The following is a 13,389-nucleotide window of genomic DNA, read 5'->3' as shown; positions in this document are numbered from 1 at the left end:
CCGACGATGCCAACCTATCATGCAGCCCACTCTGCCGCCGCTCAGCGACGTGGATCTGCGTCAGCTCCGCATTTTCCGAACTGTCGTGGAGAGCAGGGGGTTCACCCAGGCACAGGGTGAACTCGGCATTTCACGCTCCACCATCAGCGCGCAGATGGCGGCGCTCGAAACGCGGCTTGGGCTTACGCTTTGCCGGCGCGGCCGTTCAGGATTCGCGCTGACCGAACATGGGCAGAAGATCTATACGGAGACCATCAAGTTCTTCGCGGCCATGGACAATTTCCGCACCGAAGTCGGGGCCATGCGCGGCAGCCTGGTCGGGGAACTGCGGATCGGGATTGTCGACGCGGTCGTCGAGAACCCGAATTGCGCGTTCGACCGGGCGATTGCCATATTCAACGAACGGGTGCCGAACGTTCATCTGACCTTGACGGTCATCTCGCCCAACCAGATCGAAACCGAACTGCTCAGCCGGCAGATGGAGATCGCCATCGTCCCCAACCAGCCGATGAACGGTGCGGTCCAATTGCAGCAGCTGTTCCATGAAGAACAGAATCTGTTCTGCGGCGCGCGTCATCCGCTGTTCGAGACGGACACGGGGCGGCTGTCGCTGGAGCTGATCGCAGAGCAGGCTTATGCGCGCCGCGGCTATGCCGTGGCGACCGCTTACAACACGCTTTTCAAACATGCGCCCAGTGCGACGGCCTACAACATGGAAGGTCAGGCGCATCTGATTCTGAGTGGCCGGTTCGTCAGCTTTCTGCCGCGGCATTTCGCGCAGCGCTATGTCGAACGCGGCGAAATGCGGGCATTGCGGCCCGATTTGCTGAGCTTCAAAATCCCGCTTTGCCTCGCCCATCTTCCGCAAAGCGTGCTGTCGCGGGTGGCGAGGGCCTTTCGCGAATGCCTGTTGGAGGTCCACGCCCGCAAACCGCGGTAGGTCGGGCGCGTGCCCCGCATTCAGCGGGGCACCGGCAACCCGGCGGCAACTCGGGATTGGGAAATTGCTGTCCTTCAGCCGAAGACGCGCGACAACGCGCCGTCGATGGCCGCGACGATGCGGTCGATGTCATCGGCGGTGGCGATCAACGCCGGGCTGAGGCACAGCGTGTTGTTCAGGCCGGGAAGCGAGCGGTTTGTCGCGCCGATGATGACGCCGTTCGCCATGCAGTCGGCGACCACCGCCTGCACCAGCCTTTCCTCCGCCGGTTCCTTCGTCGTCCGGTCCTGCACCAGCTCGACGCCACAGAACAGCCCCTTGCCGCGCACGTCGCCGACGGCGCGGTGGCGCTCCGACAGCTCCCACAGGCCGGACATCAGCCGTTCGCCCATCGCCTGGGTGTTGGCGAGGAGATGTTCGTCCTCGATGATCCGCATGTTCTCCAGCGCCGCCGCCGGCCCGGCGATGCAGCCGCCGAAGGTCGAGATGTCGCGGAAGAAGGACATCGGGTCGGCGGGGTCGTCCTTGAACAGCTCGAAGATCCGCTCGATCGTCACGGTGCAGGAGATGGCGGCATAGCCGGACGCCACGCCCTTCGCCATGGTGACGAAATCCGGCTGCACGCCGTAATGCTGGTAGCCGAACCATGTGCCGGTGCGCCCGAGACCGCACACCACCTCGTCGATGTGCAGAAGCACCTCGTGACGGCGGCAGATGTCCTGCACCTTCTCCCAATAGCCCTTGGGCGGAGTGATGACGCCGCCGCCGGCGGTGATCGGCTCCAGGCACAGCGCGCCGACCGTGTCGGGTCCCTCGCGCAGGATCACCGCCTCGATGGCGTCGGCGGCCAGCTCGCCGTAGTTCTCCACCGCGCCGTACTGGCTGCGGTATTCCAGGCAATGCGGCACCTCGACGAAGCCCTCGGGGAAGGGGCCGAACTGGGCGCGGCGCTGTGCCTGCCCCGCCGCCGCCAGCGTGCCGAGCGTGGTGCCGTGATAGTCGCGTTCGCGGTAGAGGATCTTGGATTTGCGGCCGCCATGGTGCCGGTGCGCGATCTGGCGCACCATCTTGAACACCTTCTCGTTCGCTTCCGAACCGGAGTTCGAATAATAGACCCGGCTCATCCCCGGCATCTTGCCGATCAGCTTTTCGGCGAAGCGGGCGCCGGCAATCGACCCGGCCGAATTGGCGAAATAGTTCAGCTTGACCAGCTGGTCGCGCACCGCGTCGGCGATGCTGGCCCGGCCATAGCCGACATTGACCGTCCACACGCCGCCCGACACGGCGTCGAGATACTCGCGCCCGGCGGCGTCCCACACCCGCATCCCCTTGCCTTCGACGAAGATGCGCGGGTCGGTCGTCTCGAAGCCCTTGTGCTGGGTCAGATGGTGCCAGACATGGGCGCGGTCGGCTTCGATCACGTGCCGGATGTCGTTGACGCGTGACGCGTCGTTCCGAAGGACGTCATCCATCGGTCATCTCCTAGGGGTCGGATGCGGTGCCGGTTACGGCGGGATCAGGAAAGCGTTTCGCGGTGGAGCTTGAACGGTGCCCAGGACTGGCTCACCGGCATGATCTCCACGCTGTTGATGTTGACGCGCGGAGGCAGCGAGACTACCCAGCGCACCGTCTCGGCGATATCCTCGGGCTGGAGCGGGTTGGCCCCGCCATAGAGCGCGTCATAGGCCGCCTTGTCGCCGCCGGTGCGCACCAGGGTGAATTCGCTTTCCGACAGGCCTGGCTCGATGGAGGTCACGCGCACGCCCTGCGCCGACAGGTCGCTGCGCAGGCCGAGCGAGAACTGCTTCACGAAGGCCTTGGTGCCGCCATAGACGTTACCGCCGGGATAAGGCCAGTTGGAGGCGATGGAGGCGAGGTTGACGATCAGCCCGCGCCGGGCGATCAGCCGGTCGAGCAGCAGCCGGGTGATCGTCACCAGCCCGGTGACGTTGGTGTCGATCATCGTGCGCCACTGCTCCAGGTCGCAGTCCTGCGCCGCCCAGGTGCCGAGCGCCAGCCCGGCATTGTTGACCAGGACCGAGATGTCGGCGAAGGCGTCGGGCAGGGTGGCCAGCGCGGTGCTGGTCGCCTCCTCGTCGCGGATGTCGAAGCACAGCGGATGGACGACATCCGGCCCGCCCAGCGCCTCGACCAGGGCGTCCAGCCGGTCCCGGCGCCGGCCGGTGGCGACGATCCGCCAGCCCTCCGCCACCAGCCGCCGGGCGATGGCGTCGCCGAAGCCGGAGGTGGCGCCGGTGACGATTGCTGTCTTCGGGGCGGTATTCGACATCCTGTGATTCTTCCTCATGACGGAGTGGTGAAGTTCAGGCCCAGGGTGACAGCGGTCTGGATCAGGCCGGCCACCGCCACGGCGAACAGGCCCCCGGAGGCCAGCCGCCGCCAGCCGTCGAGGCTGAGGCGGGCGGACAGCAACCGGCCGGCGGCGAATCCGGCAAGCGTGGGACCGATGAAGGTCGCCAGCAGACCGACCACGCCGGGGTCGATGGCCCCGACCATGGCGCGCCCGGCAAGGCTGAGCGCATCGACCGCGCCGAAGAACACCGCCAGCGTTCCCTTGATGGTCCGCCGGTCCCGCCCCCCGGCCAGCAGCCATGCCGCGATCAGCGGTCCGCCGACGGCGAAGGCCGCCAGCAGCACGCCGACGACGAAGGCGATGCCGGCCCCGACCGTCCGGTGCCGCAGCCAGTGCGGCGGCTCCCGCACCAGGGCGACGCAGGCCGCCGCGAAGACCGTCACCGCGACCAGCAGCCGCGAGGTGCCATCGTCGAGGCTGGCGGCGATCAGGCTGCCGCACAGCGCGCCGGCGAACCCCATCGCCAGCATCAGCCGCGCCACCGCCCAATCCACCGCCCCCTGTTCGCGGTCCAGCAGCAGGAAACAGGTCAACAGCAGATCGCTGACCAGGATGAAGGGGATGCCGGCGGCGGGCGAGGGCAGGAACAGCAGCCCCAGCGCCGCGATCAGGGCGTATCCGAACCCCGTCACCCCGCGAAACGCGGCGGCGAGGAAGGTCACGCCCCCGAAGAGGAGCATGGACATCGGTTTCGCAACCTTCCCTCAGTGACTCAAACCTTGCCCTTCCAGGGCACCAGACGGCGTTCCAGCCAGCGCATGCCGAACTCGAACAGGGTGGCGAAGGCGCCGATGACGAAGATCCCCATCAGCACGATGTCGGTGCGCAGGAAGTTGGAGGCGTTCAGCACCATCTGTCCGATCCCGGTGGAGGCGGCGACCATCTCCGCGGCGACCAGCGTCGTCCAGCCCACCCCCATGCCGATCCGCAGGCCGACCAGGATGTCGGGCAATGCTGCCGGCAGCACCACATGCACCACCACCTGCCAGCGGCTGGCGCCCAGCGCGCGGGCGGCGTTGACCTGATCGGCCGCCGCCGCCGACACGCCGGCCCGGGCGGCCAACGCCACCGGGGCGAAGCAGGCGAAGAAGATCAGCAGGATCTTCGAGGTCTCGCCGATGCCGAACCAGATGATGACCAGCGGCAGATAGGCCAGCGGCGGCAGCGGCCGGTAGAATTCGATGAAGGGGTCGAGTGCGGCGCGCAGGGTCGTACTCAACCCGGTCGCCAGCCCCACCGGGATGCCGATCAATGCCGCCAGCACAAAGGCGCTGACCACACGCACCAGGCTCATGGCGATGTGTTCGGTCAGCGGCGCGCCGTCGATCCGTCCGTCCACCGCATCGAGGAAGGCCTGGAAGACCGTCCCGATCTTCGGCAGGAACAGCGGCTTGACGACGCCCTGGCCGGTCAGCGCCGCCCACAGTGCCAGCGCTGCCAGGATGGCCGCCATGCTGATCAGCACCGGCTGCGACCGGAATCCCTGCATCCGGCGGCGCAGCCGGTTCAACGGGACCATCCCGGCCGGGATGCCGGTCAGCCCGGCCCCTGGGCTTTTGGCGGATCGGACCTGCTCCGTGGCGGTGGGTTTCATGCGGCCTCTCCTGTGGCGGCGTCGCTGCGGTGGTCGCTGCGCTCGTGAATGAAGCCCAGCACCCGCTCGCGCATCGCGATGAAATCGGGGGAGGATTTGACCGACCGGGCATCCTGCCCGGCCAGGAAACGCCGGCTGAACTCCAGCGGGATCGTTTCGGCGATCCGGCCGGGGCGCGGGGTCATGATGATCAGCTTGGTCGCCAGGAAGATCGCCTCCTCCACCTCGTGGGTGATGAAGAAGGCCATCTTCCGCGTCTCCGCCCACACCCGCAGGATCAGCTCCTGGATCTGTTCGCGGGTGAAGGCGTCGAGCGCGCCCAGCGGCTCGTCCATCAGCAGCATGCGCGGGTCGGCGGCCAGCGCACGGGCGATGCCGACGCGCTGCTGCATGCCGCCCGACAGCTCGTAGATCCGCTTGTCGGCGAAGGACGCCAGCCCGACCAGCTCCAGCATGCTGCGGGCGCGCCGGCCGCGTTCCGCCTTGCCCATGCCCTGCATCTTCAGGCCGAAGGCGACATTGTCGGCCACGCTCAGCCAGGGCATCAGGGCGTGGCGCTGGAACACCACGCCGCGGTCGGCCCCCGGCCCGGTGACCGGCTTGCCGTCGAGCAGGATTTCCCCGTCCGTCGGCGGCAGGAAGCCGGCGATGCAGGACAGCAGGGTCGTCTTGCCGCAGCCTGACGCACCGAGCGCCACCACGAATTCCCCCGGCTCGATGGTCAGATCGACCCAGGACAAGGCGACGGTGGCGCTTTCCCCGCCGCCATACTGGACGCTGACATTGCGGACTTCGAGCATGCTGAGCCTCCTGAGGCGGGGGAATGGAACTGCGGACCGGACCGTTACTTGGCCGCCGCCTTGACCACGTCGGCGGTCACGAAGGGGCCGTAGTCGGGGGCCAGTTCGGTGACGCGGCCCTGGCTCTTCAGGAACTCGGCGGTCGATTTCAGCGCCTCGGCGGCGCCGCCGCCCAGCCACTCCTTGGACGCCTGCTCCTCCAGGGTCGGGAAGCGGTAGGCGGCGAGCCCGTCCGGCACGTCGGCCGGGGCGGCGCCCGTCCATTTGGCGATGGCGGCGGCCTGCGGCGAGGTCGCGGTCCAGCCGTCCCCGGTCTTCGCGTAATCGGCGTCGGCGGCGGCCAGCAGCTTGACGAAGGTCGTCATGAAGTCGGGGTTGGCGGCCATGAAGGCCTTGGTGGCGACGATGCCGTCGAAGGTCGCCTTGCCCTTCTTCGCGAAATCGCCGGCGCTGGCGATGACGGTGCCGTTCTTCTTCGCGGCGGTCAGGACCGGCGCCCAGATGAAGGTGGCGTCGATGTCGCCGCGTTCCCACGCCGCCGCGATTTCCGGCGGACGCATGTTCAGCAGCTTGACGTCCTTGCCCGACAGCCCGGCCTCCTGCAACGCGTACATCAGCTGGTAGTGGGAGGTCGACACGAAGGGCACGGCCACCGTCTTGCCCTTCAGGTCGGCGATGGACTTGATGCCGCTGCCGTTGCGGGCGACCAGCTGTTCGGCGTTGGCGATGTCGTCCAGGATCCAGAACAGCGTGATGGGAAGACCCTGGGAAGCCGCCGCGGCGATGGGGGAGGAACCGGCTTCGCCGATGTCGACATTGCCCGACGCCATGGCACGGATCACGTCGCCGCCGCCGCCGAACTTCACCCATTTCACGGCATAGCCGGTCTTCTTCTCCAGATCGCCGCTTTCCATCAGGACGCGGATGGGCGTCATCATGTCCTGATAGGCGAAGGTGACGGTCTTCTCCGCGGCCACGGCCGGGGCGGAGGCCCCGAACAGCGCGCCGATTGCGACGAAAGCGGTGGCGAGCAGGGTCTTGCTGAAGGTCATGGCGGGGTCTCCGTCGAGGCCGGTCAATCCGATGCGACCATTGGGCCGATGCGACCAATAGGCCGATGCGGCCATTAGGACCCAGCCGCCGCCCCCGCCGAAAGGTCCAGATCCTCCCGCTTTGCGGCAGTGACTGGTCCGGCGCCCGATCCGCTGCCCCATCCCGCGCCATGTGGCGCCCCTTTGGGCAGACGCCCGTCCGGTGATCATCCCAGCCGCCGCAATCGACGCCTTTCCGCCCGCCACCGGCCGGCACCCTTCTTGCTTTTCCGCATACCGGGGCAGGCAGCCCGGCGTGATGGCCGGCGCGATGGTTTCGGGGAAAGAAGGACGGTTGCACCATGCAGATCGACACCGCCTGGCGGCTTCTTTTCGGCGGGATGGAGCGCGACCCGCAGGGGTTGAGCGCGCGTGTCCGCGGCATCGTCGCGGACGCCATCGAGACCGGCCTGCTGGCACCCGACATGCGGGTTCCCTCCAGCCGCAGCCTTGCCGAGGCGCTGGGCATCTCGCGCAACACCGTAAACGCCGCCTATCAGCATCTGATCGACGACGGTCTGCTGGTCGCGCGGGAGCGCAGCGGCTTTTTCGTTGCCCCGTCGGACGACCGGCGTGCGTCGGAGCGGACGGAGGCCGGCGTCGCGGCGGACAAGGCCGGCGGCTGGGCGGCGCGCTTCGCCATCCGGCCATCGCGTCTTCCGCAGATCACCAAGCCGCGCAACTGGACGGACTATCCCTATCCTTTCCTGTTCGGACAGTTCGATCCCAGCCTGTTCCCGACCAACCCGTGGCGGGAGAGCGTGAAGGCGGCGTCGAGCGTGCAGGAGATCACCCGCTGGGCCCGCGACATGATCGACGACGACGACCCCGACCTGCTGGACCAGCTGCGCCACAAGGTGCTGCCCCGCCGCGGCATCTTCGCCGGTCCGGGCGAGATCATCGTCACCATCGGTTCCCAGCATGCGCTGTCGATGCTGGTCCAGCTGCTGGTCGGTCGCGACACGCCGGTCGGGATCGAGAATCCGGGCTATCCCGACGTGCGCCACATGGTCGGCATGGCGACGGCGGACATAAGGCCGCTGACCTGCGACGGCTTCGGCGTCCTGCCCGATGCGGTGTTCGCGAGCCGCCGGGTCGCCTTCGTGACGGTGGGGCACCAGTGTCCGACCACCGCCGTGATGCCGATGGGGCGGCGGCGCGCCCTGCTGGACGCCGCCGCCCGCCACGACGTCGTCCTGATCGAGGACGATTACGAATCCGACCTGTCGGTGGAGGGGGATGCCGATCTGCCCTGCCTGAAGAGCCTCGACCGGGCGGACCGGGTGATCTACACCGGCAGCTTCTCCAAGATCCTGGCACCCGGCCTGCGCATCGGCTACGTCGTGGCGCCGAAGCCGGTGATCGACGAGTTGCGCGTCCTGCGGCGGCTGATGCTGCGCCACCCGCCGACCAACAACCAGCGCAGCCTCGCCACCTTCATCCAGCTCGGCCATTACCGCCAGCATCTGCGCCGGACCGCCGCCGTGCTGGAGGAGCGGGCCGAGCTGATCGCCGGGCTGCTGCCGACGCTTCTGCCCGGCTGCCGGTCCCGCCGCGACTTCGGCGCGAAGAGTTTCTGGATCGAAGGTCCGCCCGACCTGGACAGCCGCGATCTGGTTCGCAGGGCGCGCGATCAGGGCGTCCTGATCGAAGCCGGCGATATCTTCTTTTTGAACCCGGCCGAGGGCCGCCGGTATTTCCGGCTGGGCTTCACCTCCATTGCCGCCCACCGGATCGAACCGGGGTTACGCCGCCTTGGGGCTTTGCTGGCGGCATGAACTCGCGTGAACTCACGTGAGTTCGAGGGCACCGATTGTCGTCCCTGTGGCGATGGCACCCTGTCACGCTTCTCCGCCGACACCGGAGCGTCACGGCGCGCTTCCCATCCGCTCAGCGCAGTCCCAGGCCGCGCGCGATGATGCCGCGTAGGATCTCGCGCGTGCCGCCGCGCAGGGAGAAGGCCGGCGCGTTCATCACCGTATGGGCCAGCACGGCCGAGAATTCGCGCGTGGAGTCGAGGTCGGGCTCGGTCTCGACCAGCTGGCGGGCGATCTCCGGGATCTCCTGCTCGAACAGGGCGCCGAGATCCTTGACCAGCGATGCCTGCAAGGTCGGGTTCTCGCCCTTGTCGAGCATGCCGGCGACCGAGCGCGACAGCCGGCGCAGCACGACCAGATGGCCGACCAGCCGGCCGACCGCGATTGCGGCATGCGCCGAGGGCGACGGCCCCAGCGCCCGCACCAGTTCGGTCAGCAGGGCCATGGAGGACAGGAACCGCTCCGGTCCGCTGCGCTCGAAGGCCAGCTCGCCCATCACCTGGGTCCAGCCGTCGCCGCGCTGGCCGATCAGCGCGTCCCCGGGCAGCAGCACGTCCTCGAACACCACCTCGTTGAAATGGTGCGCGCCCGACAGGTCGAGGACGGGGCGGATGGTGATGCCGGGCGTGGAAAGATCGACCAGAAGCTGGCTCGTGCCGCCCTGGCGGTCCTCGGCGGCGCCGTCGGTGCGGCAGAACAGGATCATGTATTGGGCGCGGTGGGCGTAGGTCGTCCACAGCTTGGTGCCGTTGACGCGCCAGCCTCCGTCCACCGGTACGGCGCGGGTGCGGACGGCGGCGAGGTCGGAACCGGAATCGGGCTCGCTCATGCCGATGCAGAAGGTGCAGTCACCCGATGCGATGCGCGGCAGGATGGCCTGGCGCTGCGCTTCCGTGCCGCTCTTCAGCAGCAGCGGGCCGCTCTGGCGGTCGGCGATCCAATGGGCGGCGACGGGCGCGCCGGCCGCCAGCATCTCCTCCAGCACGACATAGCGTTCCAGGGCGCTGCGCTCGTGCCCGCCATAGCGCTTGGGCCAGGTCATGGCGATCCAGCCGCGGGCGCCCATCTTCCGGCTGAACGCGCGGTCGAAACCGTTCCAGGAGTCGGCGCGCAGGCGGGGCGGCCGGTCGGCCAGCTCTGTCTTCAGGAAATCGCGGACCTCCGCCCGCAACGCCTCGGTGGCGTCGCCGGCGGGCGGGGGCGGGAAGGCGATGCGGGGCATTGGTGTCTCTCTCCGGAGCGGGCGGCGCGGAATCAGGCGGCGGTGACGAGCGGCCAAAGACCGTCTGCGCCGGCCGCCGCGGCCTCCTGGCCGAGCTGCCGGGCCCAGAAGGCGTCGTTGCCGTACTCGTCGCGCCAGGACCACAGCCGGCGGGTCAGGGTGTGGAGGACATGTTCGTGGGTGAAGCCGATGGCGCCATGCATCTGGTGGGCGATCGAACAGGCGATTCCCGCCGCCTCGCCGCACCGCATCTTCGCGGCGGCCACCGGCAGGATGCGCGATCCGCCCGCCGACAGGTCGGCGAAGGCCTCCGCGGCGCCGTCGGCGGCGGCTCCGGCGGCGGCAGCCTGCCCGGCGAGCACCGCCAGATTCTGCTGGACCGCCTGGAACTTGGCGAGGGGCCGGCCGAACTGCACGCGCTCGCCGACATACCGAACCGTCAGGTCCAGCACCCGCTCCACGGCCCCGGCCATGGCGAGGCTGCGCAGGGTGGCGCCCAAGCCGTGCAGGACGGCCCCGTCCAGCCCATCCGGCGCCGGAGCGACACGGTCGTCGGCCAGCGCGAGGCCGAAGCGCAGGCCGTCGCGCGGCTCGCCGGCGATGTTGCGGCCGGCCTCGGCAATCTCCCAGTCCCCGGCGTCGAGGCGGACGACATGCGTGCGGCCATCATGCTCGGCCAGCAGGGCGACGGCCGCCGCGTCGCGTCCCCAGGGAACCCGGTCCGCGGTCCCGGACAATTGCCAGCCGCCCTTGTCGCGGATCAGCGACGGCGTGGCGCGTCCGGCCTTGGGCGGAGCGACGGGCGGAGCGACGGTCAGCGGCCCGGCCGGCACCTCCAGCCCGGCACCGGCCAGCATCCAGGCGGCCAGCATGCTGTCGGCCAGCGGCAGCGGGGCGGCGGCGGAGCCGGCGATGCGGACCAGCCCGAGCGCCTCGACGATATCGAGGCCGAAGCCGCCGGCTTCCTCGGGGACCAGGGCCAGCGGCAGGCCCATCTCCTCGACGGCGGCCCAGAGATCGGCGGGCCAATGCCCCTCCTCGGCCAGCCGCAGGATGTCGGGCGTCACGCGGCCGGCGAACAGGCGCCGGGCGGTGTCGGCCAAAATGTCGTCGGCAAAAATGTCGTCGGTCATCGGCCGTCAGTCCTGCTGGTGGGTCTTGATGAGGTCGCGGGCGATCACGAGCTTCTGCACCTCCGATGCGCCCTCGTAGATGCGCATCGGCCGGACCTCGCGGTAGAGCTTCTCCACCACGCTGCCGCGCATGACGCCGGCGCCGCCGAAAAGCTGGACGGCGGCGTCCACCACGCTGGCGGCGGCCTCGCTGCCGGTCAGCTTGGCCATGGAGACATCGCGCGTGCAGCGTCCGCCGGTCGTGTCCTTGGCCCAGGCGGCGCGGTAGACGCAGAGCGCCGCCTGCTCCAGCGTGGTCGCCATCTCCGCCAGTTTGGTCTGCACCCCGTCCATCTCGGCCATCGCCTTGCCGAACAGCCGGCGCCCGGTGACGCGGGCGAGGCTCTCGTCGAGCGCCCGGCGCCCGGCGCCGATCCCGGCCGCCCCGACCGAGGCGCGGAAGATGTCGAAGGTCGCCATCGCCACCTTGAAGCCCTGTCCGGGGGCGCCGACCAGACGGTCGGGGCCGACATGCACGGCGTCGAGACGCAGCGGGGCGGCGGGGTGGGGGGCCATGAAGTCGATCGGCGGGCCGGCGCTCAGTCCTGCGGCGTCGGCGTCGACCAGGAAGGCGGTCAGGCCGCGCGACCCGGGCGCTTCGCCGGTCCGGGCGATCACGACGTAATGGTCGGCGAAGCCGGCGTTGGAGATGAAGGTCTTCTCGCCGGTGATGCGCCAGCCGTCGCCGTCGCGTTCGGCCGCCGTGGCGATGTTGGCGACGTCGGAACCGGTCTCCGGCTCGGTCAGCGCCAGCGCCGCGATGGCCTCGCCTGTCCGGGCGGCGGGCAGGTACCGGCGGCACAGCTCGGCCGAGCCGGTTTGCCACAGGGCGGCGGTGCCGATGCCCTGCATGACGAAGACCGAGTCCGCGAGATCGCCGAAGCGGTAGGCCAGCACCTCGCGCGCCAGGCAGACGCTGCGCAGGTCGATGCCGGCGCTTCCCCCTTCGGCGCCGGGCGGGACGACGATGTCGAGCAGACCCTGGGCTCCCATGGCGCGGGCGAGGACGCGGCTGACGGCGCCGAGGTCGGGGCTGTCCTCGTCGATTTCCGGAAGCTCCATCTCCAGCAGCATGCCCGCGAAGCTGCGGTGCCGGTCCTCGAAGAAGGGGGTGTCCCAAAGCGGCCAGGGTTTCATGCGGCACTCCTGCACGGCGGCGGGACTCAGCCCAGCCGTTCGATGATGGTGGCGGTGCCGAGCCCGCCGGCGCAGCACATGGTCTGGAGGCCGAAGCGGGCGTCGCGCCGTTCCAGCTCGTGCAGAAGCGTGGTCATCAGCCGCGCGCCCGACGCGCCCAGCGGGTGGCCGAGCGCGATGGCGCCGCCATTGACGTTCAACCTTGCGGGATCGGCATCGAACTCGCGCTGCCAGACCATCGGCACCGGGGCGAAGGCTTCGTTCACCTCGAACAGGTCGATGTCGCCAAGCGTCAGTCCGCTGCGGTCCAGCACCCGGCGGGTCGCCGGGATCGGGCCGGTCAGCATCAGGGTCGGATCGGCGCCCAGGGTCGTCACCGCGCGGAAGCGGGCGCGCGCCTTCAGCCCATGCGCCTTGGCGACCTCCGCCGCCATCAGCAGCAGGGCCGAGGCGCCGTCGGCGATCTGCGAGGAGTTGCCGGCGGTGATCCGGCCATTCTCGCGGAAGCTGGTCTTCAGGGTGGACAGCTTCTCGCGGCTGGTGTCGCGGCGGATCGTCTCGTCCCTGGTCAGGGTGACGCCGCCTTCCGGCAGGTCGCGCTCCCGCCACCCCTCGACCGGCACCGGCACGATCTCGCGGTCGAACCAGCCGGCATCGGCCGCCGCCGCGGCCTTGCGGTGGCTGGCGATGGCATAGTCGTCGATCTCGTCGCGGGTCAGGCCCCAGGCATCGGTGATGCGCTCCGCCGCCTCGCCCTGGGAGATCTGCGGATGGGCCTCCAGCAGTTTCCAGCCGAAGGGCTTGCCGTGGACGTCGCGGTTGCCGCCCATCGGCACCCGGCTCATGCTTTCGACGCCGCCGGCCGCCACCACGTCGTACTCGCCGGACGCGATGGAGCCCAGTGCGGCATGGACCGCCGCCTCCGCCGAACCGCATTTGCGATCCACCGTCATGCCGGGAATGGACGCCGGCCAGCCGGCGCTCAGCAGGGCGGTGCGCGCCGGGTTGGTGGACTGCTCGCCGACCTGGGTGACGCAGCCGAACACGACGTCGTCCACCAGTTCCGGCGAAATGCCGGCGCGGCGGACGAGTTCCTGGAGAACGACCGCCCCCAGATGGTCTGCCCGCACCGGGGCCAGCGCGCCGCGGAAGCGGCCGATGGGGGTGCGGACGGCCTCGACGATGACGACATCCCGCGGGTTCAGGGGCCGTGGGTTCAAGGCCCGTGCATTCAAGGAAGGC

General features: G+C 69.6%; 12 protein-coding genes. 2 read left to right on the top strand and 10 right to left on the bottom strand.

The genetic code is table 11. The annotated features are described in order from the left end of the window. Window positions 1-19: 19 nt before the first annotated feature. Complete coding sequence (locus tag ABNQ40_RS33225; RefSeq protein ID WP_109046694.1) at window positions 20-940, top strand: LysR family transcriptional regulator; 921 nt, start codon at window positions 20-22, stop codon at window positions 938-940. 74 nt (window positions 941-1,014) lie between these two features. On the opposite strand, the gene ABNQ40_RS33220 is transcribed toward ABNQ40_RS33225, so the two are convergent. From ABNQ40_RS33220 to tauA, 6 genes are all read right to left on the bottom strand, one after another. After that, the gene (locus ABNQ40_RS33220) at window positions 1,015-2,412 is read right to left on the bottom strand and encodes an aspartate aminotransferase family protein (protein ID WP_109046693.1); all 1,398 of its coding nucleotides are present in this window, start codon (window positions 2,410-2,412) and stop codon (window positions 1,015-1,017) included. A 44-nt stretch (window positions 2,413-2,456) separates the two neighbouring features. Next, window positions 2,457-3,230 (bottom strand): SDR family NAD(P)-dependent oxidoreductase, encoded by a 774-nt coding sequence (locus ABNQ40_RS33215; RefSeq protein ID WP_391349412.1) that lies wholly within the window; start codon window positions 3,228-3,230, stop codon window positions 2,457-2,459. A 14-nt stretch (window positions 3,231-3,244) separates the two neighbouring features. Then, complete coding sequence (locus ABNQ40_RS33210; protein WP_109049855.1) at window positions 3,245-4,000, bottom strand: sulfite exporter TauE/SafE family protein; 756 nt, start codon at window positions 3,998-4,000, stop codon at window positions 3,245-3,247. 26 nt (window positions 4,001-4,026) lie between these two features. Then, entirely contained in the window at window positions 4,027-4,833 is an 807-nt protein-coding gene (locus ABNQ40_RS33205; RefSeq protein WP_199235527.1) for an ABC transporter permease subunit, read from the bottom strand. Between the two features lie 71 nt (window positions 4,834-4,904). Next, window positions 4,905-5,708 (bottom strand): taurine ABC transporter ATP-binding subunit, encoded by an 804-nt coding sequence (gene tauB / locus ABNQ40_RS33200; protein ID WP_109049854.1) that lies wholly within the window; start codon window positions 5,706-5,708, stop codon window positions 4,905-4,907. A 44-nt stretch (window positions 5,709-5,752) separates the two neighbouring features. Beyond that, on the bottom strand, window positions 5,753-6,760 hold the full coding sequence (gene tauA / locus ABNQ40_RS33195; RefSeq protein WP_109049853.1) for a taurine ABC transporter substrate-binding protein: 1,008 nt from the start codon (window positions 6,758-6,760) through the stop codon (window positions 5,753-5,755). 341 nt (window positions 6,761-7,101) lie between these two features. Between tauA and ABNQ40_RS33190 the strand changes: the two genes are divergently transcribed. Then, entirely contained in the window at window positions 7,102-8,577 is a 1,476-nt protein-coding gene (locus ABNQ40_RS33190) for a PLP-dependent aminotransferase family protein (protein ID WP_109049852.1), read from the top strand. Window positions 8,578-8,689: 112 nt separating this feature from the next. On the opposite strand, the gene ABNQ40_RS33185 is transcribed toward ABNQ40_RS33190, so the two are convergent. From ABNQ40_RS33185 to ABNQ40_RS33170, 4 genes are read right to left on the bottom strand one after another with little or no spacing between them, the layout of a single operon-like run. Further along, a complete protein-coding gene (locus tag ABNQ40_RS33185; RefSeq protein ID WP_109049851.1) occupies window positions 8,690-9,838 on the bottom strand; it encodes an acyl-CoA dehydrogenase family protein in 1,149 nt (382 codons plus the stop codon). Window positions 9,839-9,870: 32 nt separating this feature from the next. Beyond that, window positions 9,871-10,971: an acyl-CoA dehydrogenase family protein gene (locus ABNQ40_RS33180; protein WP_109049850.1), complete on the bottom strand. Its 1,101-nt coding sequence runs from the start codon at window positions 10,969-10,971 to the stop codon at window positions 9,871-9,873. A 6-nt stretch (window positions 10,972-10,977) separates the two neighbouring features. Then, window positions 10,978-12,147 (bottom strand): acyl-CoA dehydrogenase family protein, encoded by a 1,170-nt coding sequence (locus ABNQ40_RS33175; RefSeq protein ID WP_109049849.1) that lies wholly within the window; start codon window positions 12,145-12,147, stop codon window positions 10,978-10,980. A 26-nt stretch (window positions 12,148-12,173) separates the two neighbouring features. Further along, window positions 12,174-13,367, bottom strand: coding sequence for a thiolase family protein (locus ABNQ40_RS33170; RefSeq protein WP_199235324.1), 1,194 nt, complete (start codon window positions 13,365-13,367; stop codon window positions 12,174-12,176). Window positions 13,368-13,389 lie beyond the last annotated feature (22 nt).

The sequence above is a fragment of the Azospirillum sp. A23 genome, assembly GCF_042938965.1.
Taxonomy (GTDB): Bacteria; Pseudomonadota; Alphaproteobacteria; order Azospirillales; family Azospirillaceae; genus Azospirillum; species Azospirillum melinis.
The sequence above is the reverse complement of the archived record's forward strand: the minus strand, read 5'-3'. Positions and strand labels throughout refer to the sequence as shown.